The sequence below is a fragment of the Candidatus Phytoplasma asteris genome (assembly GCF_038505995.1).
GTDB lineage: Bacteria > Bacillota_I > Bacilli_A > Acholeplasmatales > Acholeplasmataceae > Phytoplasma > Phytoplasma asteris.
In genome coordinates this window covers 83,463-108,615 of sequence record NZ_CP128414.1, presented here as the reverse complement: position 1 = coordinate 108,615, position 25,153 = coordinate 83,463, and the positions used below count along the sequence as shown (strand labels likewise).

Sequence of the window (25,153 nt, the reverse complement as noted above, 5' to 3'; positions counted from 1 at the left end):
CTAATTTGTTATTTGGGGGGGTTGGTTAGGGTTAATTTTAGTAATAAAATGTTTTTATTTTATATTTTAAAATAAGTTTATTACTTATAATTTCATTTTTTAAAATGTGTTTCATATTTACATTATGAAAAAACTAAAACTTTAAAGATATTTATTATATCTTAATATAAATTAATGCAAAATATTATGCAAGTGTTTTTGAAATGGTTTTGTAATACCTCGTATAAATGACCCTGAATAAATATAAAAAAGGGGGGTACAAAAACTAAATTAAGGTGTTAAGGGAAATGTTGCAAATATAATAATTTAGTGCCAAAGTTATTAAAAAAAGATACAAATATGGCTTTAGGGTGCAAAATTGATAAAACTTACAATAATTAACAAAATCTAAATTACAATTAACGCTAATTTGTTGTTGGTGGTGTTTGTTGCGAAAATGATAAAATTATGGCTAAGAATTAAATAAAAGAGGCTATTAACACAATAATAAACTTAGAAAATATGCTTATTATTTTCCAAAACATTGCAAACATATTATAAAAATAATTTAATTAATGATTAAATATATTGGGGATTATATAAATTATTATACAAATAAAATTTTATTTTGTGAAAATCAATTGCAAAAAAATAATTTTTGGGTTTGAGTTTGAAAGCAATTGCAAAATAGAAATATATCCATTATGTAAATTGTATATAATTAAAAATAAAGAATAAATATAGTTAATTTATTATCTTGTTTGTTTTGCTAATATGTGATTTGTGCAAAATTAACAAAATTAATAAAATTAGAAATAAATAATTTATAAAGTTAGTGGTTGCTTTTGAATATTTTAAATCTAAGATAAGTAAGAGTTTAGAGTTAAGACTAAAAATATTTAAATAATTATACTTATATTATAATATAAAATTGTTAAAATTAAACATAAAAAAAACAAAAAAATAACTTTTGGCACAATATTTTAATTCAAATTTTTTTATTTGGGAGGGCGTAAAATAAAATTAAAGGATGCAAAGTTGTTGAAAAAGGCACAATAATAAAATGTGATAAATACAAATGTTGCACAAAAAATATAATTATACTGTAATATTTTAATGGGGTTATTTTTGAAACCCTTTAATATTTATAGAAAAGTAAAATATTTGTAATATGAAAATCCAAAGCAAAGCAATTATGCGTTTGTTTCCCAAATACTTTACTTTAATTTTATTCATGATTTTATTGGGCATACATTTTTGCAATCAAATTAGTATTTATGCTGGAAAACAACAACAACTAGAAAACATCCAAGAAAAGGAAAATGGAGTAGGGGTTGAAAAAAATGCAAATAACACACAACAAAAACCCCAAATAATAAATAATCTGCCTTTAAAAAATTTAAAGAATCCCAAAAATTTCGAACAATTATTTCCCCTAGAAAAAAGAACAATCAATGATTTTAGTTATTATAAACAAAATAATCAATTAACCAAAGAAGATATTATAATTGCTTTAAATGGCATACTTAAAGAAATAAATAAAGAATCAAACATCCAAATACAAAGCGATGATTTTGAAATAGCAAGCGAACAATTAGAAGAAAAATATGAATCGGAAGAAATGCAATGGCAAGGCAGTTTTCAAATTGAAGATATATTGGGCAATAAAATAAAATTTAATTTTACTAAAAAAACGATAAACTTGGAGGACATTATTACAAATGCCCATTTAGGAACAATACAAATAACACCTAATATTACTGATGAACAAAGAAAGCAATTAATATGTGAAGCTATTTGGCAAAAAAATCCTCAACTTCAAAATAAATTTTTACCTAAAGATTTTCAATTTAGAAAAAACAAAGATGGCAGTAATAATTTTTGTAAAATAGAATACGATTTAGCAAAAGAAGACCAATATCACGAATATGAAAGCGAAATGGAACTAGAAATTAACTATCAACAAGAAACAAATGCAGCTTCAACAACTAAAACTACTACAACAAATTCAATAATTTTTTATACAATTATAATAATTATAACTGGTCTAATAGTTGCTTTTTTACTAATTTTAATTTATAAAATCAAACATCAAAAATAAATAAATTGCTATCTTTACTTATTTAATATCTTTTAAGAAATATCACAATATAAAAGCATAAAGACAATGAAAGCCAAACTTTACAGTTTGGCTTTTTTGTTTATAAAGGGGGAACAAATAATTTTTAAATTACTTAAAAAAAAAATAAAATACAATAATTATAAATGAATAATATAAATAACATTAATTATATATTCTTGCCAAAATATAGATATACCAAATAATAAATATAATAGCAAGCAAATAATCTTTATTGATTTTTAAATAATTTAATAAAAAAGGTCAATGTGCATAAGCCATGTTCTGTTCTTGTTAAACAAGTGTGGCTATTTATCTTCTACTAATAAGTAGTGCAAAACTAATTTCATTTAATCGCTTTGCATGCCCCTACCATTATTTTGGGTTGTTAGCTTGAGGGGTTTATCGCGTTTCACTTAATTATTTCTAATTAACTCGTCTCTGTGACACTTTCAGTTTTTATCTCATAGATTAAAATAATGTAATTATTGCAATCCTTAGAGATAAAAAACGCCGTTACTTTTTACAGTACTCTAAGTTATTAATTCCTTAGACACAAACACTACATGCAATCGCAGCATGTGCTAACATGGACTTTCCTAAGCTTAAAATACTTATTTTAAACCTCAGCCACTTCCATTGACCTCTTTTATTGTATCAAACATTAAAGTAAAATGCAATCTTTAAATTATGTTTGTAGATATTTTATTAATTTTATTTAACAATCCACAATATTTTACATCCTTTGTAAACAAGTAGGACAATATTTAGGAAAAACATACCAATTACTAGAATCTTTAAAATAATGATATATTGCCTCATCAGGAATATAACAGGCTTTGGGAAAATGATACATTGGAGTTTCTTCAAAATAATTATCAAAGGGAGCTTCTCTCATGGATTGCCTCATCAAAGATCCTGAATCTACCCATCCATATTTGGAAATAATGAAATACATTACTTGTTTTCTTTCCCAATTTAATTTACTTTCAAAAGTTTTAGAAACAGGATCTTTAATAATTTCGTCTTTGTCATAATGTTTAAGTTTTTGATATAATCTTTTAAAAACAGGTCCTTTTTGCCATGCTTCTACTAGATTAACAGCCAAAGATTCTTTATATTTAACTAAATAAGCAGCATAAGAATAGTAAAGTAGCTTTTGGAGTTTCATATGATTAACATCAATTCTTTTAATAATATAATTAGCACAATCAGATATATAAATTCTAGTATTTCTAGTTACAAAATTCATGATTTAGTCCTTTTGTTTTAAGTATTTGTTTTTGCTTTTTATTTTATTATAACTCAATTTTGATGAATTAGGTTATATTTTTGACTGGGGAAAGTAAAATTTGGGTTGTTTAAGGGGGGGGTTATGTTGTTTTATTTGCTTTGTATATTGTTTTTGTTGGTTTTGGGTAATAAAAAAGATCTTATATTAAGATCTTGCATTTGTTTATTTAGTTTTGGGGGCAAAAAAGATTTATAATGGGAGGTTATGAAGTGTAAGAAAAATATTTTTAAATAATAAGGGGAGTGATTTAGCATTTTTTTATGGAGCAAAAATATAATTTCTTTATGTTATAATTACCAAATTATAAAAAATCAAACAAACGATCACAAATTTTAACTTGATCTCCTGGTTTGGCTCCTTGTTTTTGTAATTGTTCTTCCATTCCTATTTTTTTCAATATTCTATTAAATCTTTTTACAGCTTCTTCGTTGTTAAAATCAGTACGATGAAAAAAAGTTTCTACTTGCTTACCAGACACAACAAAAACAGAATCACTTTCTTTAATAACAGAAATAGTATTTTGATTATCGGGAAGGGTGTATAATTTAAATTCGTTGTTTTTGTTTGGAGTAACTTCTAAGGGAGTATTTTGTAAAAGGGAGCTCATTTCATATTTTAAGGTCTCTAAATTATCAAAAGAAACTAAAGAAAGAGGGATAATTGGTTGGTCTTTGATTTGTTGTTTTAAAAGAGTAAGTTTTTGCAAAGCATCAGGTAAATCCATTTTATTGGTAACAATAATTTGTTTTTTAAGTAATAATTGGGGATTGTATTGACTTAATTCTTGATTTAAAGTTTGGAAATCTTGGTAAGGATTGGCACTTTCCATACTTAAAATATGAACTAAAACACGACATCTTTCAATATGTTTTAAAAATTGAATTCCCATACCACAACCTAAATGAGCATTGGCAATTAGTCCTGGTAGGTCAGAAACTACAAAACGAAAACCATCTACTTCAACAACTCCTAAATGAGGTTTAATTGTGGTAAAAGGATAGGAAGCAACTTTGGGTTGGGCTTTGGAAATAGCAGAAATAAGAGAGGATTTACCAACACTTGGAAAACCTAATAAACCAATATCAGCTAAAACTTTAAGTTCTGTTTTGATTTTAAAACTTTCACCTAAATCACCTTTTTCAGCATAACTTGGAGCTTGATTTTTAAAAGTAGCTAATGCTTTATTACCTTTGCCGCCTTTGCCGCCTTTAGCAATAACTAAGGTTTGTTGATCGTATAAAATCTCTCCTAAAAACTTGTTATCAGCAGTATAAAAAACTGTCCCCAAAGGAACTTTAACATAAAGATGAGGGGCGTTGGCTCCATTTTGACCTTTATTTTTGCCATTTATTCCATGTGGTGCTTTAAGATGTTTTTGATATTTTAATTTTAATAAGGTAGTCTCGTCTTTGTCGCCTACAAAAATAACAGACCCGCCGTTGCCACCATTGCCACCAGCAGGTCCTCCAAAAGCTACATATTTTTCTCTTCTAAAAGCAACGATGCCATGACCACCATTGCCAGCAAAAACTTCATTAAAGGCTTCGTCAACAAAATGCAAACTAAATACCTGCTTTCATTAAATGCATAAAAAAATTATTGCATATAAACAGAAACTTTTTTACGACCATGCTTTTTTTCAAATTTAATAATGCCACTCATTTTAGCAAATAAAGTGTCATCTCCACCTCTACCAACATTAAAACCAGGGTGAATTTTGGTTCCTCTTTGACGATAAATAATAGCGCCTGCTTTGGCAAATTGACCGTCAGAAAGTTTAGCACCTAATCTTTTGGAATGAGAATCTCTACCGTTTCGAGTAGAACCTGCTCCTTTTTTAGAAGCAAATAACTGGATTTGTAATTGCAATAACATGTTATAACCTCTTTCTTGTTTGAATTTGAGATGTTTTTTTAAAATTATTGGGATATTGTTTGGCTAAATTGCAGATAGTGTATTCTAAATTATCTAGCAAAGTAAAAAGAACAGTATTTTGGGTGGTTTTCACTTCTAATTCAAACAACTTATCTTGTAGATTATAGGTAATATCTGTTTGGAATTGAAGTTTTTCTAAAGCATTTAAAGTTACAATAATAGCAGTAGAAACCGAAGCACACACAATATCAAAACCTTTAGGAGCATATAAAGCGTGCCCCCAAACTTGAATACTAGTAATTTTTTTTTGTTCTTTGTAAAAACAATAGCGAATCATAGTTTTTAAACAGTGATTTTAGTAATCAAAAGTTTAGTATAGGATTGTCTGTGTCCTTGTTTACAACGATATTTTTTACGTTTTTTATACTTAAACACAATAATTTTTTTAGCGCGGTCGTGCTTGATTACTTGAGCTGTTACTTTAGCGTCTTTAACAAAAGGGGTGCCTAAAACAGGATTGGAGCCACCAACAGCTAAAACTTCTTGAAATTGATAAGTTGTTTCTGGCTCAACATTTAGTTTTTCAACATAAATTTCTTGTCCTTCAGAAACACGAAATTGTTTTCCCCCAGTTTTGATGATTGCAAACATTTTCTTTCCTCCTTGCAAAAATTGCAAATTATCTTGGATAATTTATTGGATCTGATAATAATTAATTGTTTAAAAACAATGGTTTTTATATTTTTTTAATTGGGTATTGCAGCCAAACCAAAAAAATACAATAATCATACATTATTATAACATATCTTATTAAAATATGAGTGTTTTTTTTGTTATGAGTTTGGATTATTGTGCTTTTTGAGATATCTATTTTGCGGATGGTTGCTACATTTATCACTGCAAGCTCCTAAATATTTGTGTTCGCTATGTTCGTGGCACAAAATTTGTTTGTTGCATTGAGGATTAGAGCAATTAATATAGCGTTCACAAGGAGTGCCATCAAAATAGTCTTTACCAACGATAACATGTTCTTTTTGATTAACAGGAACTGCTATTCTTTGATCAAATACATACATTTGACCATCCCACAAAGCACCTTGAGTTTCGGGGTGTTTGCCATAAGAAATGATGCCTCCTTCTAATTGATAGACATCATCGAAACCTTCTTTTTTTAAGAAAGTGCTAAATTTTTCACAACGCACACCACCAGTACAATAAGTTACGATTTTTTTATCTTTTAATAAATGGGTGTTTTGTTTGACCCAATTTGGCAAATCACGAAAATGTCTAATATTGGGATTAACTGCATTTCTGAAGTGTCCTAAATCATATTCATAGTCATTACGAGCATCAAGAATTAAAGTATCTTTTTCTTGCAAGGCTTGCAAAAATTCTTGAGGAGCTAAATAAGCACCTTTGTCCTTAGTAAGATCAAAGTTTTCTTGAAGACTCAAATTAACCAATTCGGGCTTAACTTTAATAGAAAGACGCGGGAAAACGTGTGCCTCTACAGTTTCCATTTTAAAAACGGTGTTGCAAAAACGAGGATCTTGTTTTAGTTGATCCATGTATTTATGTATTTGTTCTTCTGGACCTGACAAAGTACCGTTTATACCTTCTTGGGCAACGATAATACGTCCTAAAAGTCCTAGAGATTCACAATATTTAAAATGTTGGTCTCTAAAAGTTTGAGGGTCTTTTATTGGAGCATATTGATAATATAAAATAACTAAGTATTGGGAGTTAGAAGTTTGTGTCATAAAATAATTATGCCTCTTTTCAATTGAGATTGCATGCAAAATCTGATTAATTTGGACTTTATTTTATTATTAAAATAAATTGTTAGGAATTTGAAACAATGAATGATTAATGTTTTTGGCTTCATTTATAATTTTTTATTTAAGATTTTTATGGAGCAAATCTTAAACTCTAATAAATATTAAGGATTATAAAATAAATTTTAGGGGCGTTCTTTCCAAAAAATATACATATTGTGAGCACCATTTAACATTTGTTTTAAATCATCTAAACTATATTTTATTTCGCCTTTGAAACTTGCAGTCCTTGTGCCACCATCAAAAAAGACTCCTAATAAATCCGAAGAAGCGTCTTTAATACGGCACAAAAGACAAGGATAAGTTTGGATAGTCTCAGAATTATAACAAGGATAATTAGATACAAAACCCCAAAAAGATGGATTAATATTGGTTTTGATATAGGTTTTTATTTGTTGAGGAAAAGTTTGAGAATTGTGGGGTCGTAAATAAATGTTTTTAATTTGCATATTGATATTACCTCACAATTATTTTTGAAGATGAAAGTAATGAATTTTTGAGGTTGTCTTTGAAAATGGTGAAAAAAATAGTAAAGGTTTTGTTAGTGGCTTTTGTTTTACCAATAAAAAACGCCGAATCACTTTATTTTTCATAAAAGATTCGACTCTATATTCTAAATTATTCTTGTTAAAAACATTCAAATTACTTGATAATATCGGTTCCTAAATAAGGCTGTAAAACTTCAGGAACTGTAATAGTACCATCTTGGTTTTGATAATTTTCCAAAATAGCAATGACAGTTCTTCCAACAGCCAAACCTGAACCGTTTAGAATATGAACGTATTCATTTTTATTATTTGCAGGATTTTTCATTTTAATATTGGCGCGTCTTGCTTGGAAATCGCAAGAATTACTGATAGAACCAATTTCACGATAACAATTATAGCTGGGTAAAAAAACTTCTAAATCATAAGTTTTTGCCATACTAAAACCCAAATCCCCAGTAGAAAGTAAAACAACACGATAAGGAAGTTTGAGCAGTTTTAGCACTTCTTCGGAATCTTTTAACATTTGGTCTAGACATTCATAAGAATTTTGGGGATGGCAAAACTGGATTAATTCTACTTTATTAAATTGATGTTGTCTGAAAATTCCTCTAGTATCTTTGCCAGCTGAGCCTGCTTCTTGGCGAAAAGCAGTAGTGTAGGCGACGTATTTAATGGGAAGTGTGTCTGGTTTAAAAATTTCTTCACGATGCAAATTAATAGTAGGAACTTCTGCTGTAGGATTTAGATACCAATTATTTTTGGAGTTGTAAAGTTTGTAGACTTCATCTTCAAACTTGGGTAATTGACCTGTTGCAAACATGGATTTTTCATTGATAATATAAGGAGGAATAATTTCTTGATAACCTTTTTTACTATGAAGATCCATCATAAATTGAATTAAGACTCTTTCGAGGCGTGCTCCTAGCCCTTTGCAAACAACAAATCCACTACCAGAAATTTTAGAAGCCTTTTTAAAGTCGAGAATATCTAATTTTTCACCTAAATAAACATGGTCTTTGGGCGTAAATGCAAAAGTTCTTATTTGTCCTTCGCAATACAATTCCTTATTGTCCTTATCGTTTGTGCCAATTGGTAAAGAATCGTGTGGTAAATTGGGGGTAATGCTTAAAATATCAAAAATTTCTTGTTCTTTTAGTTTTAAATTTTGTTCTAGTTTTTGTAAATCATCACGCAAAAAATTAGTGTCTTGCAAAACAAGAGTAATATCTTCTTTGTCGTTAGCTTTTTGGGCAACTTTTTTAGCTGATTGATTTTTTTGACTTCTTAAATCCTGTATTTCCAAAAGTAAAGATTTTCTTTGTTGTGCTAAAAGAGGCAATTTATTTAAATAAGCAAAATTTTGTTGCCTTTTTTCTAATTTTGCAATAACAGATGGCAGATTTTGGACTACAAAATTCAGATCTAACATAAAAAAATACCTCTTTAGTTTGGGAAAAATTAATTTAATGGTAGCAAAAATAATAAGTTTTAATTGGAAAAATATAAATGTAGTAAGAATATAAATTTTGTTAGTTAATGGGGTTTGAAAAATTTTTACTTATTTTTATTATTAAAACCATTTATAAATTCAAACCACCAATGTAGAAATTCTTCACTAGAAGAAGGTTTTCCTGTATGAGATTTCAATTTGGTACCTAAAAATTTATTAACTTCATTTACACCTTTTTTTACTGTGGTTTGTGCAAAATATTTAGGTTCATTTAATAACGATCTAAAATATAGACTTGTCCCTAAAACTGATCCTACAATAAATCCTGAAGTTACATAAATTACTTTATTTGCCCAAAAAAACATAAATTTATCAACCTTTTCCACTCAAATATATTTAAATAAAATAATTACAATTAAAACATTAATGTTATGTTTGTTGGTCCAATATTATGATAAGTTTTGATGTTTGTTTTAATTAATGTGGTTTTTGTGAGTTTTGTAAAGAAAAATTAAAGGGTATTTACTAATTTTTGTAAATCAGATTTGTTTCTAGCAGAAAAGTTAGCGTGATAAACTCTTTTAGAAACCCCTTTATCAAATTTTTTATAAGCTACACTTAATAAAGATAAGGCTTTTTGTTTATCAGCATTTGCAACTGCAGTTTTTACTTGTTTTACCACTGTTTTTACAGATGATTTAAAAGAAACATTTTGCAAACGACGTTTTTCATTAGTTTTATTACGTTTTTTTTGTTGTTTAATATTAGCCATGATTATAATCTCCTTTTTTTAGTTACTTAATTATCAATTTATTATTAATAACTCTACTGAGGATTATACCAAAATTTAGATAAAAAAGCAATAAAATAGTGTAATTATAGTGTTTTTTTATATCTTTTGCATTGCATAATAAATTATGTAATATTTGTAAAAATAAAATTATGGAAACTCGTTTATGGAGATTTTTTTATAACTCGAAACAATACCCAAAATTACTTTCAAATACTTATTCATTTAACTTTTTAAAATATTTTTTTTCAAATGCATCAGGAGTAGCATAATTAAGTGATGAATGCATTCTTTCTAAATTATAATATGACATATATTTACAAATAGCTTCAATCATAACTTTTTTACTAATAGTTCTAGGGTTTGGAATGCCATAATAAATACATTCACATTTAAAAGAAGAAAAGAAAGAAGTTAAATAAGTACAAGGAGAAGATTGTCCTTTTTGAATCCTTTGTCTATCTTCCAAACTCTGAATTAAATTTTTGGTTTCTAAAATTTCTTCAACATCCAATTTATAATATGGAAATTTAAGATAAGAATGAAAAAATGCAATCATTTTCAAATACATTTAATTTATCAATAGTATCTATAATTAAAGGTGCGCCTTCATAATCAGAAACATGATAAGCCAAAATTTTGCGACTATATGTATCTAGGACAACTGAAACATATAAAACTTTATCCTGGTAATAAACTTCGGTAATGCCACCACATAATATTTGATGAGGTCTTGTAGCTTTCATATTTTTAGCAAGATTTAAAAATTGACGATTTAATATAATTTCTTCAGTATAATATTGCATATTTATCTATCTCCATTTATTTATTATAATCATTCCTAAACATTTAAAACATTAAATAATTCTATCACCCTAAATTATAAACAATTACAACAATTTATCTACCCCAAAAGAAATGAAAACCCAAACTGCAATTACAGTTTGGGTTATTTTAATAAATAATGATACATTTATAAGGAATCAAAAATCTTCAAAAAAAGCCTTAGATTTAGGAAACTTATCAGTTTCAAAAATTTCTTTCGGAGTACCTTTTTCAAGAATTTTACCTTGTTCCATAAAATAAATAGTATCAGATACTCTTTGAGCAAATTTCATTTCATGAGTTACAATAATAAGATTTATTTTTTTCTCTGATAATTTTTGTAAAGTTTGTAATACTTGCAAAGTAGATTCAGGATCTAGGGCAGAAGTTGGTTCATCTAAAAGAATAACTTCAGGTTTCATACATAAAACTCTAGCAATAGCAACACGTTGTTTTTGTCCCCCTGAAAGAGTTTCTACTCTTTGATTAGCAAGAGCTTCTAAATCTAGTTCTTTTAACCGTTCTAAAGCATTTTCTTGAGCTTCTTGTTTAGATAATTTTAATACTTTCATCGGAGCTAAACAACAATTTTCTAATACTGTTTTTCCTTCAAATAAATTAAAACTTTGAAACACCATTCCTACTTTAGTTCTTAGATCAGATAATTTTACTCCTTTATCTAAGATATTTTTATTATCAATTAAAATTTGACCAGAATTAGGTTCTTCTAATAAATTAAAACATCTTAATAAAGTAGATTTACCTGAACCTGAAAAACCAATAATAGTTACTATTTCTTGTTTTTTAATTTTTAAATTAATATTTTTTAAAATCTCTTTATCGCCAAACTTTTTACAAAGATCTTTAACTTCAATTAAATATTGCATTCTAAACTCCTTTTTTTTGTTTTTCTAAATATTTAACAAATAAATTAGCAATCGTAATTAACACTAAATAAATACAAGCAGTAATAGCATAAGGAATAGCAATGCTTCCTGTTTGAACAATTTGATTTTTGGCTTTCCATGCTACATCTAACAGACCAACCAAACCACCAAAACAAGCACTATCTTTAATATTTACAATAAATTGTTGTACTACAAAAGGAAGTGATCTTTTAAGCGTTTGGGGGAAAACAACACAAAAAAATGTTTGTCTTTGAGTCATTCCTAAAGCTAGAGAAGCTTCTACTTGTCCTTTATCTAAAAACTTAATATTTTGTAATAAAATATTTGTAATACTAACTGCTGAATTTAATAATAACACTATAATACCTGAATACATCGGATTTAATTCAGGATTATAAGCTCTCCAACCAAAATGAACTATAATCATTTGAGCTGCTACTGGAATTGATTTAAAAATATAAAGTATTGCATCAAGCAAGTAAAGAAAACTTTGTATTAACACTACAATAAAGGGATTTTGTGTTTGATAATTAGGTTTAATACTTTTAATCCTTGTTAAAACAATAGCTAAGATAAAACCTACAATAACTCCATCTAATGCAAGTAATAAAGTAGTTTTTAAAGGTGTGGCATAATCAGGTAAAACAAGAGATACTTTTTGATACCAATTTAATCCTTGTTTTTGACTTAACTCTTTTAAAGATTGTTCTAACCATTTATTAGTTATTTCTTTAAATTTAGATATTTTGTCTTCTAAAGTTTTTATTCTATTTGGGTCTTGTTTGTCAGTTGGTTTTGATTGTTCTTCTTTTAATTCTTTGGTTAACTCAATTATACCTTTAACATCTAAACCATAACCCTCTAGAACAAGTTCTTCTTTTTTTAAAACTTCTTTAAAAGCATTATTAATTGGAGTAATTAATTTTGTATTACCTTTTTTAACTACAATTCCTAAACCTGTAGGAGAAACAGTAAAACGAGCATCATCAGATATAATTGATATATGTTTTAATTCATCATTTTGCGAAGCATAATATTTAGTAATATAACTATCAGTTACAAAAATATCAGAAGCTTTATCTTTAACGCTTTGAGCACACATAACAGCATCATCAATAGGATTGGATTTAGTAATGTGTAATAAATTTCCTAAATCTGATCTAATATTTTCAATAACTTTATCAGCCACAGAACCAGTAAGAGTTAAAAATTTAATTGGGTCTTTGGAATCTTTTAATATACCTTTTATATCTTCATATTTTACTTCTTTTGGCAAATCTTTAAAACGCGCATCATCTTTTCTTACTAAAAACCCTGTATTATCCAAAGTATAGGCAATAGGAAAATCAAAGTTTTCTTTTCTTTTATCAGTAATACTAATAGAAGAAATAGCTACATCAAATGAACCATTTTGAACAGCAGTAAACATCCCATCAAAATCAAAAAGACTAAATTTACAACCTTCATACTTTTCTTCTTGAGGTAATGCTTTTACTATTTTATCAATTAAATCTATATCAAATCCTGAAATATATTCACCTTGAATAGTTCTATGAGCTTTACTTGTATCTTTATCAGATTTAATAGTCAAACTATTAGGAGCTGCATCAGCTACCACAGCTACTCTTAAATATTTCTTAGAATTATTAACTCTTTGAAATAACCCCACACTAAAATGAAGCCATACCCAAAAAATCATAAACATAAATAATAAAACATATTTAGTATATTTTAGATATTCAGTAATTTTGTATTTTTCTTTTTTCCTTTGAATCATAATATATAATTTTTACCTTCACTTTCAATTTTGGTGCTTGTAAAAACTATCTATTTGACAAATTTAATTTAAAATACCAAAAAAAAAACATCATTGTTATAATAGATACAACAATTTTAATATACTTATGAATATGAAATCTATATTTGGGAGGCATCTTTTTAATTTTCATTTTTTAACCTTTTATTTATATATTATAAATATACATAAATTGTAATGTGCATCATTTATAAATATTTTTCAATTCTAAAACAATATCAAACTTTTAATAATAAGATATTTTTTAAAATAATACTTTATTATTTATAATAACATAAAAACAATTAAAATTAACATTTAATTAATATCAGTATAACTATTTTAATATAAAAGATTCAAAGGTAAGAAATAAATATTGGGTTAATAATTAAAATGTAGTGAGTTATGCATTAATTATCTTTATATTTTATATTAAGAATTAATATTTGTTTTATCTTAATATTTGTTTCTTATAATTCTTAAATTAATTTATTAAGCACTAACTAAAGTTTTTAAAGCAGGATTTAATTTTTTTTCTAAATATTTACTTAACATATTAATAAATTGAATTAAAACTAAGTAAACAAAGGAAAGTATTACAAATGGAGCAACTAAATCTCCTGTAACATTCATAGCATCATTTGTAACAAATGACATATCAATTAATGCAATTAATACGAAGAAAGTACAAGCTTTAATATTAGTAACAAATTGTGCTACTACTAAAGGAACTGATTTTTTTAATGCTTGTGGGAAAGTAACATAATAGAAGGTTTGTTTTTTATTCAATCCTAAAGATTGAGCCGCTTCTACTTGTCCTTTATCTACAAATTTAGAACCTACTTGTTTAACACCTTTTACAAAAACATTATTTGTTCTACAAAGAGTAGATTTATTTTTAACTGCTAATAGAACTAATGATAATAAGAATCCAAAAACAAAAACATAAACAGCAAGTAATAAAGAAGTATAAAAAGGTTTTTTATAAGTTGGTAAGTGATATTTAATTTTTCCCCATAAAGAATCGTCTCCTTTTTGAACAAAACCCTTTTCATTATAAACAGTTTCATCAAATACTACTTTTAATCTTTCATCTATTTTTTTTTATTGCTGCCTTTTTGGATGTCAAATGTTCGTATTTTTGCACATCTGGAGAATCATTTTCTGTTGCAGTTTGTGCTCTTGTAGTTTTATTTAATTCAACAAATTCTTGTTCTTGTGCTGCGTTTCTTTGATTTTTTGTATTTAATTCTTCGTATTTCTTTTTAACTTGTTCTAATTGAGTTTTGTCTTGTTCGTCTAAACATTTTTCCAAAGTTTCTTTTTCTTTTTGGCTAGCTTCTAATTCTTGTTGTTTTGCATTTAATACTCTTCTTATTTTGGCTTCTTTAGTTTCATCAAAAAACGCAAATAGATACTTTTTCAAAAATTGATATTCTTGTTCTTCGTCTAATGTTCTTTCTTGGTTTTTATTTTTTTCTTCTGGTGTACTTGAAAATTTGTATGATTTTTTAACTTTTAATTTATCATAATTTGTTTTGAAAGTTTGTCTTTGTGTACCACCTTCTAAACATTTAGTTAAAGTATCAACAACTTTTTTCAGTTGTTTCAATTCATTAGGTAAATTTTTAAATCTTTGTTTTGATGCATCTTTTTGTAATGTATTATTAAGAGAAAACCAAGACCAAACTTTGAATAAAACTTCAAATTATTTTTCTTCATCATCATTTCTTGAATTAAGACCTTTTAATTCAGCAAATTTAGTTTCTTGGTCCTTTGTTCTTTGTGGTGCTAATCTTGGTTTTAATTTCCTAAGAGTTTCTAAAATCTTTTTAAGATCATATATTTTATCTTCTACTTTAAATGTTTTTGTACCATTATCTTCTTCTTTTTCTACTTCTTTTTTCTTAACATCTAAATCAAATAATTTTACTAAAGCATTATTAACTGCTTTTAGCATCTCTTTATCGCCTTTATGAACGGCAATACGTACGACTATTTGATTTATTGGTGTTGGAATCTTTTATTACTATTGTTTCAAAAGTTTTATGCTTGATTTTGATATAAAAAAAAGATTACTTTAAAGTAATCTGATTTTTATTTTTTTATCACTTAAACGAAATATTTTTTTGAATTAATAGTTTAAAGTCATTACGGACGAACAATAGGTTTTAACGTTTTTTTATTTTTTTAATTTTTTGATAGCGATGTTTTTAATATTTTCTACTTGTTTTAAAGATAAATTAAGTTTTTCAGCTATTTCGGTGTTGGTATAACATTTTTGATAATCTTCATTGATATTCCCTAAAGGAACGCCAAAACTTAAATGGATAATTTTGAATTCGGTTTTGCTTAACTTAACTTTCATTTTTTTAAAAAAATTTCATGATTAACTTGTTTTAACCATAATTGATGGGGTTTTAGTTTATTTATTTGATATGGTTCATAAAATTCTTCTCGAAAAGAAAGATTATCCTTTTTATGATTTTTTTGGGGGATTGAAGGTGAATGGCTTTTTCTTATTAGTTCATTGATTTCAGATTTGATAGTTGGAGTAGCGTAAGCGATAAAGTCATAACCTAAATCTTGGTAATGATTGAGGGCTTTGATTAATCCTAAAATTCCTTCTTGATATAAATCTTCTTTAGTTAAAACTCGAGGATAATATTTAAATTGATTTACTATTTTTTTGACTAATGGTAAATGAAGTGTGATTAATTGATTACGAATTTCTAAATTCTTTTTGTTTTTTTAAAAAACTTTAAATAATTCTTTTCTTAACATTTAATTCCTTTCTAAAAATTTTTTTAGAAAAGAGAGGAAATGATTTTTTTAGTCTTGGAAAAGAAAAAAAGACTAACTTAATAGTTAGTCTTAAAGAATTTTTAAAAAGCAAAAAGTGTCTAAAGTTTTGGAACACTTCATAGGTTTGGAATGTAAATATAAATTTAAATTATAGACTTTTGGTCAATAACTACCTTTATGTTTAATTAATAAAAATAAATGAGTGCTTAGGGCACCAACAACAAAGGAAAAACTAACTACTGCTATCAAAGATGCAATAGCTAGGGCAAAAACAAAACCCAAAAAGAAAGGTCTGTCATGAGAAATGCAAGGATTAAAATAAAAATTACAAATATATACAAACAAATATGAGCTTATAAGGGCAAATGTTAAAAAGGCACACAAAGAAAAACATGTATTGCTTTTATTGGCTGTATACCTAACATTTGCTAATCTATTCAAAAAACTATCTTTAGGATTTAACATGTGTGTGTTTCATTAAAATGTTTGTATTTTGATACTCTATATTATTAAACCTAACATTTTTATTCTTATTATAATTACGTGTTTTTACTTTTTTTATTTTAGCTTTATAAGGTTTGTTAGTTTTCTTAGATTTGTTGTTCTTACTTGGTGGAATTGGCATTTTAGATGACAATTTATAAATTAAAAAGATAATCATCAAAAAAGTAATAATGGAATTAAGATATTTTAAATAAATTTTTTCTGGTGTAAGTTTTATTACTGCGGGTTGAAAAAATTCCAAGATAAAACAAAGTAAAATAATCAATCCATCTGTTAACAATAAAGTAGAGATAAAAGGAATTTTTAATTTATTTTTTAAAATAAGCTGAATAACATTATTCCCACCAATAGTAGCATTATTTTTCATAATTAAAGTAATTCCTATACTTTGACATAAACTCAAAATACAAGGAACTAAAAAAGTATTTTAAAAACACTTTCAAGGCGTAAGGTTGTTTATTAATGAAAGTAACTATCCATTTTAATTGGTCTTTGGTACAAACGTTATCAAACAACTTAACACCTAAAATAAATAAAACAGTTACAAAGATAGCTTTAATAAAAAAATCACGCCCCATAAATAAAATACCTAAAATAAAGGTAAATATTTGAAAAGCATAAATATAGTTTTTAACGTCGGAATCTTTTACTTCCTTCTGGACTGATATTTGCCAAATAGATTTAGTTAAAAATGATGGATCTCCTAAAACTAGATCCATTGGTACTACAAAAAAAGTAACTACTACAATTAAAAGAAAAGTACCTAAAAAATATTTGAAAGATATTTTTTTGGTTTATAATTTTGGCTTTTTTCACAAAAAGTAACCCTTTCTTAAAACAATAATATTTTAAAACATAATAAATTTTTTGCAAACACTAACAAAAGAGGGGTCATTGTAATTAGTGTTATTAAAAAATAAATTAATTGAAAAATGAAAAAAAGTTTTTAGAAAGAAATAATAAATAATTTATTATTGTTTTGTGTTTTCTTTTTTTAAAAAAATATTAAATAAATTTTAAAGATTCTTGTTATAAAATATTATAACAAACATATCTATTATAACATAAAAAAAATAAGGGTGGGTTTTTGACGCTCAAACTTTATTAATTTAATAACAATTTAATACTCTAAATCTTAAAAATAACTCTATAATAACCCTATATTTATCAAAAATACTAATAAAATAATAAAAAAGTTCAATAATGACATTATTTTTGACGTTTTTTACGCAAAAAAATTAATAAATTGCAATTCAATAAATAATTAAAAATATTGAACTTATTTTTGAATAATTTTTATTTTGTTTTTCGTTGGAATGCAAAAAAACCCAAACTAAGTAAATAGTTTGGGTATAAAATATGCATTCTTTACTGGGGGCGAATTATTGGAGCGTTTTAAGTTACTAAAAAACATCACAAATTTAATATAATATTTTTTCATTTAATTAATAAAATTTTGTCATCAGGTTTAAGGATTTGAGTGCAATATTGGCATTTTCCTTCATATGGATATGTTTCTGTAGGTTTATCATTTTTTTCGCTTTGTTTGTAAATTATTTCTATTTTAACTTGATCTACTTCATTGTCTAAATATTTTATTATTCTATCTGGGTCAAATTTCATAGTTGTTGAAATTAATTTTTCATTTTCATCGTATTCATTTTTACATTCGTTGCCGCTATAATAATAAGTAGTAATTATTTTATTAGGTTTGCCATTTGAAAATGTTTCTGTTATTTCTTGTTTCTTTAATTTTGATTCAACATATTTTGTGATATCTTGGGAATTTGAGGAAAAATTTGTATCTTCAAAAGATAATAATGAAATATTTTTTTGGCAATTAGGTATATTTGTGGAAGGATTATATTCTTTATCTGCTTTTATTGTAAATAAACTATTAAGAATTATTATACCTTCTTTGGGGTAAACAGTTTGGATAAGCATTTTATTTTCGGGGTTGAATTCCTCAATAGCTCCATCAGGAAAAATAATATGTGTAATTTGATTTTTTTCATTGGTTATTTTTTGGGCTTGATTTAGTCCAGGGTAATCAGAGTTATTTATACGTAGGATTTCTTGCTTAAGGAGATTGTTTGTGCAATTCAAAATAATTTTTCGATTTTGCAAAATCCTTTTATTAATCATTATTTTTTTGTTAGTTAAGGGCGGATTTATGGGTTCTATTTCATCAATAGTTCCTTCTGAAATCATCTTATATATTTTACCATCTTCATTAAAAAGTAAAAGTTGTTCAATATAATTAGAAGGAATACGAGAATCCTCATATGTTTCTAAAACTTTTTTTCTTTTTTTGGTTTCTGGATTATATTCAACATAGCCGCCTTTAGGGTAAGTTATTTTATATATTTGTCCCTTATCATTTTTATGAATTTGTCCACTCATTTTAGCTAAAGGATCAAAATCAGCAATTTAATTTGCATCATGATAACATGTTTTTTGATTTCTTTTATTATATTCACGAATAAAAAGCAAAGTAATTATGGCAATAAAAATAATTATAACAAAAGTATATATAATATATGAAGATTTAATTTGTTTCATTTTTTTACTCCTTTTTAAATTCGGTTATTATCTCAAAATATTCACTCTATAATAATTTATAGTTTTGAAAATAAATCAATCAAATAATTATCCAGTTTACAACACAAATATAATCTCCCATAATTTTTTTATACATTATCGCAATTAATTATTCTTATTATAACATATCACCTAAAACCAACAACACCAATAAAAAATATTGAAATAATAAAATAATAACTTACAAATAAGGAAAAGACCAACTATTTTTATAGTTGGTCTTTATATTTAATATTAATATTATATCTTATTTTTGAAATTGACTTTGATATAGTTTATAATAAAATCCTTTATAATTTAATAATTCTTGATGTGTTCCTTGTTCAATAATAGCCCCTCTATGAAGCACTAATATCTTATCAGCATTAACAATAGTAGACAATCTATGAGCAATAACAAAAGCAGTTTTATTTTGAATTAACTTTTGAATGGCTTGTTGTAACAAAATTTCAATTCTAGTATCTACATTAGAAGTAGCCTCATCCAAAATTAATATTTTAGGATTACTTAAAATAGTCCTTGCAATAGTAATTAATTGTTTTTCTCCTTGTGATAAGTTATCTGCTTCTTCATTAATTTGCATCTGATAACCATTAGGCTTAGTATTAATAAAATAATTAACTTGAGCTTGTTTGGCTGCTTGTATTACTTCTTCATCAGTTGCATCTTGTTTACCATATTTAATATTTTGCCAAATAGTATCTTTAAAAAACCAAGTATCTTGTAATACCATTCCAAAAATAGTTCTTAAATTATCTTTCTTTAACTCACGAATATCAACTCCATCAACTTTAATAGACCCTGCATTAATATCATAAAAACGCATTAAAAGATTAATTAAAGTAGATTTACCTGAACCTGTAGGACCTACAATAGCTATGGTTTGTCCTGGCTTGGCAACAAAATTAATATTCCTTAATAACATATCTCTTTTATTATAACCAAAAGAAACATTTTCAAAAACAACTTCTCCTTGAGGATTGGCAATAACTTGAGGTTTGAGCACTTCAGGAGCTTCTTCAATTTCATTTAAAAAAGCAAATACTCTTCTAGAAGCAGCATTAGCAGATTGTAATAAAACTGACATATGACCTATTTCAATAATGGGATTCCCTAAACGCCACACAAATTGTAAAAAACATCTAAAAAGTCCTATTCCAATAACTCCTACTCCTAATTTAGTTAAAAAAAGAGATATATTATGTCCTTCAATCAAAAAAAATCCCATCATACTAACTGCAATTAAAGTAAAATGAGTAAATAAACATACAATTGGCGAAGTTAATCCAGACAAAAAATTAGATTTAAAAACTAACTTTTCTAAATACTTACTTTGATAACTAAACTCTTCAATAACTGTATTTTGTTGATTATATAAAATAATTTCTTTATATCCAGTATATTTTTCTTGTAAAAAACCATGATGATTCCCTGATGCATCAAACCTTTGAATAAAGATTTTCTGTGATTTAGTAAACACTTTATAAATAGCATAAAAGGAAAAAGGAATCATCATAAAGACAATAATACCTAAAAAAAGATGTAAAACAAACATAAAACAAACAATCATTACAATCATTAAAAAAGCAGCTAACATAATAGAAAAAGATTGTTGCAAGGCATTAGAAATAACTTCAATATCATTTGTCATCCGACTCATAATATTTCCTAAAGTATTAGAATCAAAGTATTTAATAGGTAAACGATGAATTTTTTTTTGCACATCTTGACGCAAATCTCTCATCCCTTGATGAATAGATGAAATTAACATTTTATTAAAAAAGACACGACACATAACAACAACAAAATATAAAAATAAATTAATACATAAAATAAAGATAATATAAAACATAATATCATTGCCAAAAAAAGGAACAGAAAAGGAATTTTTATCTTTATAATAATTTTGCATTTTATCAGTAATAAATCTACCTTCAAAATAAAACAAAAAAACATTAAAAAGGGAAGATACAAAAATTAAGAAAAGCCCTAAATTAATTTGTTTTTTAAAAGGTTTTAAATATCTCAAAATTCTTTTCATACAACAACCTCTAAATTTTGGGATTTGGCAATTTCTTGATAAAGAAGACAATTTTTCATTAATTCTTGATGAGTTCCTATAGCTTTCATTTTTCCTTCTTCTAAAACAATAATTTTATCAGCATTAATAACAGAAGTAATTCTTTGAGCAACAATTAACACTAAGGCTTGATTTTTCATTTCAAAAAAAGCTTTTCTAATTTCATATTCAGTTTTATAATCAAGAGCTGAAAAAGAATCATCAAAAATATAGATATCAGGTTTTTTAAGAAATCCTCTTGCCATAGAAAGCCTTTGTTTTTGTCCCCCTGAAAAATTAGTACCTAATTCACTTACTATTTCATTAAATTTATGATTTTTATTTTGTACAATTTGATAAGCTTGAGCAAGTTGCAATGCTTCTGTCATTTGATTTTCTTGAGGATTTTGTTTGCCAAAAGCTAAATTACTTCTAATAGTTCCTTTAAATAAAACATTTTTTTGAGAAATAAAACTAATTTTATTACGCAAATAATTAAGATCATATTCTTTAATATCAATATCATTAATTTTAATAGCACCTTCGCACACATCATAAAGGCGAGGAATAAGCCCTATTAGGGTTGATTTTCCTGAACCAGTAGCACCTACAAAAGCTACAATTTGTCCTTGTTTCATACTAAAATTAATCTTTTCTAACATGGGTTGTGTAGCATCAGGATAAGTAAAAGTGACATTTTCAAAAGACAAAGTTTGAAAAGGCATTTGCGGTTTTAAAGGTTTACAAACATTTTTAATTTTAGGGGTAATATTTAAAACATTTTCAATTCTTCTAACAGATACCAAAGTTTTAGGAAACATCATAAAGAGTAATAAAAAATCTAAAATAGCAAATAAAACATGAAATTGATAATCAATACATGAAAGAAGTTTCCCCGTAGTAAAATCAGGATGACTTTGAGTTAAATAATATACTCCTACTCCAACATTAATCAAAATAGAACAATTTAAAAACAAATAAAAGATAGGATCAATAGAAACCATAAAATTAAATAATTTAATAGAAAAAAAACTATATTTATGATTTACTTTAGAAAAACGAGAAGTTTCATATTGACTTTGGCGAAAAGCACGAATAGATTTAATCCCAATTAAATTTTCGCGAGTAATAACATTTAATTCATCTAATTTTTTTTGTTGTTGCTGTGATAAAATATAAGATTTTTTAAGAATAATAAATAAGGTTAAAACTAAAAAAGGAGCAACAAAAAGGATTCCTAAAAGCAAAAAAGAAGCTACATAAAAAATAGCAACAACACTAACTACAAGCATAATAGGAGACACAACAGCAGTACGGTAAAAAACAGAAATGAAATTCATTACTTGAAAAACATCCAAAGTAGTATAGTTAAGGATAGAAGAAATCCCTAATTGTTTCATCTCAGTGGGCGAAAAAGTTTGTACTTTTTTAAAAATATCGACGCTTAAATCTTGAAAAAGCAAGGATGATACTTTGGAAGCACAATAATTAAGAATTAGATTTCCTATAAAACCACAACAAGCACATAAAGCTAAAAGCCCTAAAAGTGCGAAAGGATCAATTTGATTTTTATTATAATCAATAATAAATTTACCAATTATAAAAGGAATTCCCAATTCACTACAACAAACAAACAAAACAGCAATTAAATTTAATAACAGCAACATTTTGTATTTGAATAAATATTTCCAAATAATTTTCATTAGTCTAAACTCACAATTCCTTTGTTTATATGGTTAATTTTTTTGTTGCAATTTCTTTCAAGTAATAATGGTAAAAAATAAGGATAAAAAGGGTGAAAATATAATTAAAATAATAAAACGTAATAAAAAAAGACTATTAAAAATAGTCTCTTATAATTGTTTTAATAACAACTAAATAATATTTATTGTTAATACTAACTTGCAATTACTTATTTGATTTTAAAATATCTTTAATTTCTTCTAATAAAGCAATTTCTTTATCAAGACTTTGTTGTAAAAGTAACATATTCTTATCGACTTTATCCTTTTGCAAAGGATTTTTCCATGACATTAAAGTTAAAATAGTATAAATAATAAAAGAAAGCAACAAAAACTCTAAAATAGTTTGCAAAAAATTACCATAACCAAGATAAGTATTAGCTTTAATTTCCAATTTCAAATCTTTTAAAGCCCCAGTATAATTAAACAACAAAGAAAAAAGAGGCATAATAATATCTGCTACCAAAGAACTTACAATTTTGGTAAAAAGTTGTCCTATTACAAATGCAACAGCTAAATTAATGACATTACCACGAGCAATAAAAGCTTTAAAACCTTTAGCAAATTGCAAAGATTTAGAGGTAAAATTATAATTTTCTATCATTTCAAAACTCCTTTTTAATAAAAAATTAAAGATAAGTTTTGTAATTATTTTAGTTATTGTATCAAAATAAAGGAATAACAAAAGTCAAAAAAAGGATTCAAAACTCTTTAAAATTTTAGATTTTAATATTTTTATAAAACAATTTTAATAAATAACAAATATGAAAAAATAATTTGAAAAATCAAAAATGGGATGTTTTTTTAAATGGGTTGAAATTCAATTATTACAAAACTCAAAAAGAAAAACGCAAAACAATACTTTAAAGTCAAAAGACCAAACAATAAAAAACCAACTTTTAATACTTTAAATAAAAGGGATTTTTACATTTGTATTATAACATTTTTTAATTATAAAAATAGCAAAATATCTAAAAAATATTTAATTATAAGTGTTTGGGGTTCAGTGAGGTTTTTTCTTTTGTTCTTTATATTATAAACAAAATTAACTAAAATATTAAAAAAATATTAAAAGTTCTATAATCTATTAATAAACTAGATATTAAAAAAGGAAAAAAACACACAATATTAAATATTTTATATAATTAACCTAATTCTTTATTTATACCATAATAAAATAAAAAAAGAGCAAACAAATAAGAAATGCTGCCAACTAATCTAGACCATTCAAAAATTTGAATTTCAATTAATCTTTTTCCCTTTTGTTCTTGTTTTTGGGTTTCTTTCAAACATTTCTTTAAACTATTAATTGATTGTAAAACATAAGTTTGTTTTTTAATAATTATTATAAGATATAAAAACCTCAAACTAAGTAAATAGTTTGAGGTTATAATTATGAATTATGTTTTATTTGTAGTTAATGAATTTATTTTTTACCCTTAAATAAACGAAAAATAATTATAATAATATTAAATACCTCTTTCCAATTTAATATAAATACTTAAATTTTTATCTTTTATCATTTTTTATATTACCTAAATAAGTAATAACATATATAAAAAGTTCAAATATACCACAAAATACTTCCATACTAGAAAGCCATAAAAAATTCACTAAAATCCATTCACATTCTTTGGCAAGCACTTTATTTTTAGCATTTTTAGCAAAGTTATCTAATTGATGTAAAACATAAACCCATCTTAAAATACCTATGATAAAAGTTATTAAGGATAAAAATATAAGGATAATAAGAAAAAAGAAGTTAGAAAAATAATTATGATAGCAGTATAAAGAAAAACAAATAATTTCACCAATAAAACTAATAAGAAAAAATATTTTTAAAACTTTAATGAATCCAGGATAAACTTTAATTTTATTTATTTTATATAAAACAGTAATAAAAACTAAAATCAAAATAGTAATTAACAAAGATATTAAAGGAACTAAAGGAATTAAATGTTGAATAAAAGGGGAAAGGTCCAAATATTGTTTCCCATAAAAGCGGTAAAAGCAAAATAAAGAAGCATACAAAAAACCTACTAATATAACCATCAAATGAAGAGCTATCGGCAAAAAACAATTCC

28 protein-coding genes, 1 other RNA gene and 1 pseudogene are annotated in these 25,153 nt (G+C 25.5%); 1 reads left to right on the top strand and 29 read right to left on the bottom strand.

What is annotated here, in order from left to right; genetic code table 11:
• Window positions 1-1,150: 1,150 nt before the first annotated feature.
• Window positions 1,151-2,080 (top strand): hypothetical protein, encoded by a 930-nt coding sequence (locus tag QN326_RS00625; RefSeq protein WP_342386641.1) that lies wholly within the window; start codon window positions 1,151-1,153, stop codon window positions 2,078-2,080.
• Window positions 2,081-2,367: 287 nt separating this feature from the next.
• On the opposite strand, the gene rnpB is transcribed toward QN326_RS00625, so the two are convergent.
• The 29 genes and pseudogenes from rnpB to QN326_RS00480 form a co-directional block, all read right to left on the bottom strand.
• Window positions 2,368-2,739: RNase P RNA component class B (gene rnpB, locus QN326_RS00620), an RNA gene on the bottom strand.
• Between the two features lie 95 nt (window positions 2,740-2,834).
• Window positions 2,835-3,350 (bottom strand): Panacea domain-containing protein, encoded by a 516-nt coding sequence (locus tag QN326_RS00615; RefSeq protein ID WP_342386640.1) that lies wholly within the window; start codon window positions 3,348-3,350, stop codon window positions 2,835-2,837.
• A 343-nt stretch (window positions 3,351-3,693) separates the two neighbouring features.
• Window positions 3,694-4,953: a GTPase ObgE gene (gene obgE, locus QN326_RS00610; RefSeq protein WP_034172008.1), complete on the bottom strand. Its 1,260-nt coding sequence runs from the start codon at window positions 4,951-4,953 to the stop codon at window positions 3,694-3,696.
• A gap of 35 nt (window positions 4,954-4,988) precedes the next feature.
• Window positions 4,989-5,267, bottom strand: coding sequence for a 50S ribosomal protein L27 (gene rpmA, locus QN326_RS00605; protein ID WP_034172007.1), 279 nt, complete (start codon window positions 5,265-5,267; stop codon window positions 4,989-4,991).
• 1 nt (window position 5,268) lies between these two features.
• On the bottom strand, window positions 5,269-5,604 hold the full coding sequence (locus QN326_RS00600) for a ribosomal-processing cysteine protease Prp (RefSeq protein WP_342386639.1): 336 nt from the start codon (window positions 5,602-5,604) through the stop codon (window positions 5,269-5,271).
• Between the two features lie 5 nt (window positions 5,605-5,609).
• Window positions 5,610-5,918 (bottom strand): 50S ribosomal protein L21, encoded by a 309-nt coding sequence (gene rplU / locus QN326_RS00595; RefSeq protein ID WP_219474592.1) that lies wholly within the window; start codon window positions 5,916-5,918, stop codon window positions 5,610-5,612.
• A 182-nt stretch (window positions 5,919-6,100) separates the two neighbouring features.
• Complete coding sequence (locus QN326_RS00590; RefSeq protein WP_342386638.1) at window positions 6,101-7,027, bottom strand: rhodanese-related sulfurtransferase; 927 nt, start codon at window positions 7,025-7,027, stop codon at window positions 6,101-6,103.
• A gap of 200 nt (window positions 7,028-7,227) precedes the next feature.
• Window positions 7,228-7,551, bottom strand: a complete 324-nt coding sequence (locus QN326_RS00585) for a hypothetical protein (protein WP_034172003.1) — start codon at window positions 7,549-7,551, stop codon at window positions 7,228-7,230.
• 193 nt (window positions 7,552-7,744) lie between these two features.
• Window positions 7,745-9,019: a serine--tRNA ligase gene (gene serS / locus QN326_RS00580; protein WP_034172002.1), complete on the bottom strand. Its 1,275-nt coding sequence runs from the start codon at window positions 9,017-9,019 to the stop codon at window positions 7,745-7,747.
• 125 nt (window positions 9,020-9,144) lie between these two features.
• Window positions 9,145-9,405, bottom strand: coding sequence for a hypothetical protein (locus tag QN326_RS00575; RefSeq protein WP_342386637.1), 261 nt, complete (start codon window positions 9,403-9,405; stop codon window positions 9,145-9,147).
• 146 nt (window positions 9,406-9,551) lie between these two features.
• Window positions 9,552-9,812, bottom strand: a complete 261-nt coding sequence (gene rpsT / locus QN326_RS00570; RefSeq protein WP_342386636.1) for a 30S ribosomal protein S20 — start codon at window positions 9,810-9,812, stop codon at window positions 9,552-9,554.
• A gap of 235 nt (window positions 9,813-10,047) precedes the next feature.
• Window positions 10,048-10,389: an IS3 family transposase gene (locus QN326_RS00565; RefSeq protein ID WP_342386635.1), complete on the bottom strand. Its 342-nt coding sequence runs from the start codon at window positions 10,387-10,389 to the stop codon at window positions 10,048-10,050.
• Entirely contained in the window at window positions 10,361-10,636 is a 276-nt protein-coding gene (locus QN326_RS00560) for a hypothetical protein (RefSeq protein WP_342386634.1), read from the bottom strand. The genes QN326_RS00565 and QN326_RS00560 overlap by 29 nt, the downstream gene beginning before the upstream one ends.
• Window positions 10,637-10,813: 177 nt before the next feature.
• Window positions 10,814-11,542 carry an amino acid ABC transporter ATP-binding protein gene (locus QN326_RS00555; RefSeq protein ID WP_024563301.1) on the bottom strand — a complete coding sequence of 243 codons (729 nt, stop codon included), beginning with the start codon at window positions 11,540-11,542 and terminating at the stop codon, window positions 10,814-10,816.
• Window position 11,543: 1 nt separating this feature from the next.
• Window positions 11,544-13,340, bottom strand: a complete 1,797-nt coding sequence (locus QN326_RS00550; RefSeq protein WP_342386633.1) for an ABC transporter substrate-binding protein/permease — start codon at window positions 13,338-13,340, stop codon at window positions 11,544-11,546.
• Between the two features lie 510 nt (window positions 13,341-13,850).
• Window positions 13,851-14,366, bottom strand: a complete 516-nt coding sequence (locus tag QN326_RS00545; protein WP_342386790.1) for an ABC transporter permease subunit — start codon at window positions 14,364-14,366, stop codon at window positions 13,851-13,853.
• Between the two features lie 82 nt (window positions 14,367-14,448).
• A complete protein-coding gene (locus QN326_RS00540) occupies window positions 14,449-14,970 on the bottom strand; it encodes a hypothetical protein (RefSeq protein ID WP_342386632.1) in 522 nt (173 codons plus the stop codon).
• 96 nt (window positions 14,971-15,066) lie between these two features.
• On the bottom strand, window positions 15,067-15,318 hold the full coding sequence (locus QN326_RS00535; RefSeq protein WP_342386631.1) for a hypothetical protein: 252 nt from the start codon (window positions 15,316-15,318) through the stop codon (window positions 15,067-15,069).
• Between the two features lie 222 nt (window positions 15,319-15,540).
• Window positions 15,541-16,088, bottom strand: a pseudogene (locus QN326_RS00530) (sigma-70 family RNA polymerase sigma factor).
• A 237-nt stretch (window positions 16,089-16,325) separates the two neighbouring features.
• The gene (locus tag QN326_RS00525) at window positions 16,326-16,628 is read right to left on the bottom strand and encodes a hypothetical protein (protein ID WP_011160436.1); all 303 of its coding nucleotides are present in this window, start codon (window positions 16,626-16,628) and stop codon (window positions 16,326-16,328) included.
• Window positions 16,615-17,034: a hypothetical protein gene (locus tag QN326_RS00520; protein ID WP_034172498.1), complete on the bottom strand. Its 420-nt coding sequence runs from the start codon at window positions 17,032-17,034 to the stop codon at window positions 16,615-16,617. Before QN326_RS00520 ends, QN326_RS00525 begins: the two co-directional genes overlap by 14 nt.
• Complete coding sequence (locus tag QN326_RS00515; protein ID WP_034172497.1) at window positions 17,024-17,386, bottom strand: hypothetical protein; 363 nt, start codon at window positions 17,384-17,386, stop codon at window positions 17,024-17,026. Before QN326_RS00515 ends, QN326_RS00520 begins: the two co-directional genes overlap by 11 nt.
• A gap of 718 nt (window positions 17,387-18,104) precedes the next feature.
• Window positions 18,105-19,070, bottom strand: a complete 966-nt coding sequence (locus QN326_RS00510) for a hypothetical protein (RefSeq protein ID WP_342386630.1) — start codon at window positions 19,068-19,070, stop codon at window positions 18,105-18,107.
• Window positions 19,071-19,097: 27 nt separating this feature from the next.
• Window positions 19,098-19,229 carry a hypothetical protein gene (locus QN326_RS00505; RefSeq protein WP_274518114.1) on the bottom strand — a complete coding sequence of 44 codons (132 nt, stop codon included), beginning with the start codon at window positions 19,227-19,229 and terminating at the stop codon, window positions 19,098-19,100.
• Between the two features lie 286 nt (window positions 19,230-19,515).
• On the bottom strand, window positions 19,516-21,309 hold the full coding sequence (locus QN326_RS00500) for an ABC transporter ATP-binding protein (protein WP_342386629.1): 1,794 nt from the start codon (window positions 21,307-21,309) through the stop codon (window positions 19,516-19,518).
• A complete protein-coding gene (locus QN326_RS00495; protein WP_011160434.1) occupies window positions 21,306-23,030 on the bottom strand; it encodes an ABC transporter ATP-binding protein in 1,725 nt (574 codons plus the stop codon). Before QN326_RS00495 ends, QN326_RS00500 begins: the two co-directional genes overlap by 4 nt.
• Before the next feature lie 205 nt (window positions 23,031-23,235).
• On the bottom strand, window positions 23,236-23,673 hold the full coding sequence (gene mscL, locus QN326_RS00490) for a large conductance mechanosensitive channel protein MscL (protein ID WP_173401676.1): 438 nt from the start codon (window positions 23,671-23,673) through the stop codon (window positions 23,236-23,238).
• Window positions 23,674-24,214: 541 nt separating this feature from the next.
• Entirely contained in the window at window positions 24,215-24,358 is a 144-nt protein-coding gene (locus QN326_RS00485; protein WP_165383228.1) for a hypothetical protein, read from the bottom strand.
• A 220-nt stretch (window positions 24,359-24,578) separates the two neighbouring features.
• Window positions 24,579-25,121, bottom strand: coding sequence for a hypothetical protein (locus QN326_RS00480; RefSeq protein ID WP_342386628.1), 543 nt, complete (start codon window positions 25,119-25,121; stop codon window positions 24,579-24,581).
• Between the last annotated feature and the right edge of the window lie 32 nt (window positions 25,122-25,153).

Coding starts and splice junctions, on each gene's coding strand:
- QN326_RS00625 (WP_342386641.1), top strand. CDS start 1,151: ATGAAAATCCAAAGCAAAGCAATTATGCGTTTGTTTCCCAAATACTTT.
- QN326_RS00615 (WP_342386640.1), bottom strand. CDS start 3,350: ATGAATTTTGTAACTAGAAATACTAGAATTTATATATCTGATTGTGCT.
- rpmA (WP_034172007.1), bottom strand. CDS start 5,267: ATGTTATTGCAATTACAAATCCAGTTATTTGCTTCTAAAAAAGGAGCA.
- QN326_RS00600 (WP_342386639.1), bottom strand. CDS start 5,604: ATGATTCGCTATTGTTTTTACAAAGAACAAAAAAAAATTACTAGTATT.
- rplU (WP_219474592.1), bottom strand. CDS start 5,918: ATGTTTGCAATCATCAAAACTGGGGGAAAACAATTTCGTGTTTCTGAA.
- QN326_RS00590 (WP_342386638.1), bottom strand. CDS start 7,027: ATGACACAAACTTCTAACTCCCAATACTTAGTTATTTTATATTATCAA.
- QN326_RS00585 (WP_034172003.1), bottom strand. CDS start 7,551: ATGCAAATTAAAAACATTTATTTACGACCCCACAATTCTCAAACTTTT.
- serS (WP_034172002.1), bottom strand. CDS start 9,019: ATGTTAGATCTGAATTTTGTAGTCCAAAATCTGCCATCTGTTATTGCA.
- QN326_RS00575 (WP_342386637.1), bottom strand. CDS start 9,405: ATGTTTTTTTGGGCAAATAAAGTAATTTATGTAACTTCAGGATTTATT.
- rpsT (WP_342386636.1), bottom strand. CDS start 9,812: ATGGCTAATATTAAACAACAAAAAAAACGTAATAAAACTAATGAAAAA.
- QN326_RS00565 (WP_342386635.1), bottom strand. CDS start 10,389: ATGATTGCATTTTTTCATTCTTATCTTAAATTTCCATATTATAAATTG.
- QN326_RS00560 (WP_342386634.1), bottom strand. CDS start 10,636: ATGCAATATTATACTGAAGAAATTATATTAAATCGTCAATTTTTAAAT.
- QN326_RS00555 (WP_024563301.1), bottom strand. CDS start 11,542: ATGCAATATTTAATTGAAGTTAAAGATCTTTGTAAAAAGTTTGGCGAT.
- QN326_RS00550 (WP_342386633.1), bottom strand. CDS start 13,340: ATGATTCAAAGGAAAAAAGAAAAATACAAAATTACTGAATATCTAAAA.
- QN326_RS00535 (WP_342386631.1), bottom strand. CDS start 15,318: ATGCTAAAAGCAGTTAATAATGCTTTAGTAAAATTATTTGATTTAGAT.
- QN326_RS00525 (WP_011160436.1), bottom strand. CDS start 16,628: ATGTTAAATCCTAAAGATAGTTTTTTGAATAGATTAGCAAATGTTAGG.
- QN326_RS00520 (WP_034172498.1), bottom strand. CDS start 17,034: ATGAAAAATAATGCTACTATTGGTGGGAATAATGTTATTCAGCTTATT.
- QN326_RS00515 (WP_034172497.1), bottom strand. CDS start 17,386: ATGGATCTAGTTTTAGGAGATCCATCATTTTTAACTAAATCTATTTGG.
- QN326_RS00510 (WP_342386630.1), bottom strand. CDS start 19,070: ATGAGTGGACAAATTCATAAAAATGATAAGGGACAAATATATAAAATA.
- QN326_RS00505 (WP_274518114.1), bottom strand. CDS start 19,229: ATGAAACAAATTAAATCTTCATATATTATATATACTTTTGTTATAATT.
- QN326_RS00500 (WP_342386629.1), bottom strand. CDS start 21,309: ATGAAAAGAATTTTGAGATATTTAAAACCTTTTAAAAAACAAATTAAT.
- QN326_RS00495 (WP_011160434.1), bottom strand. CDS start 23,030: ATGAAAATTATTTGGAAATATTTATTCAAATACAAAATGTTGCTGTTA.
- mscL (WP_173401676.1), bottom strand. CDS start 23,673: ATGATAGAAAATTATAATTTTACCTCTAAATCTTTGCAATTTGCTAAA.
- QN326_RS00480 (WP_342386628.1), bottom strand. CDS start 25,121: ATGGTTATATTAGTAGGTTTTTTGTATGCTTCTTTATTTTGCTTTTAC.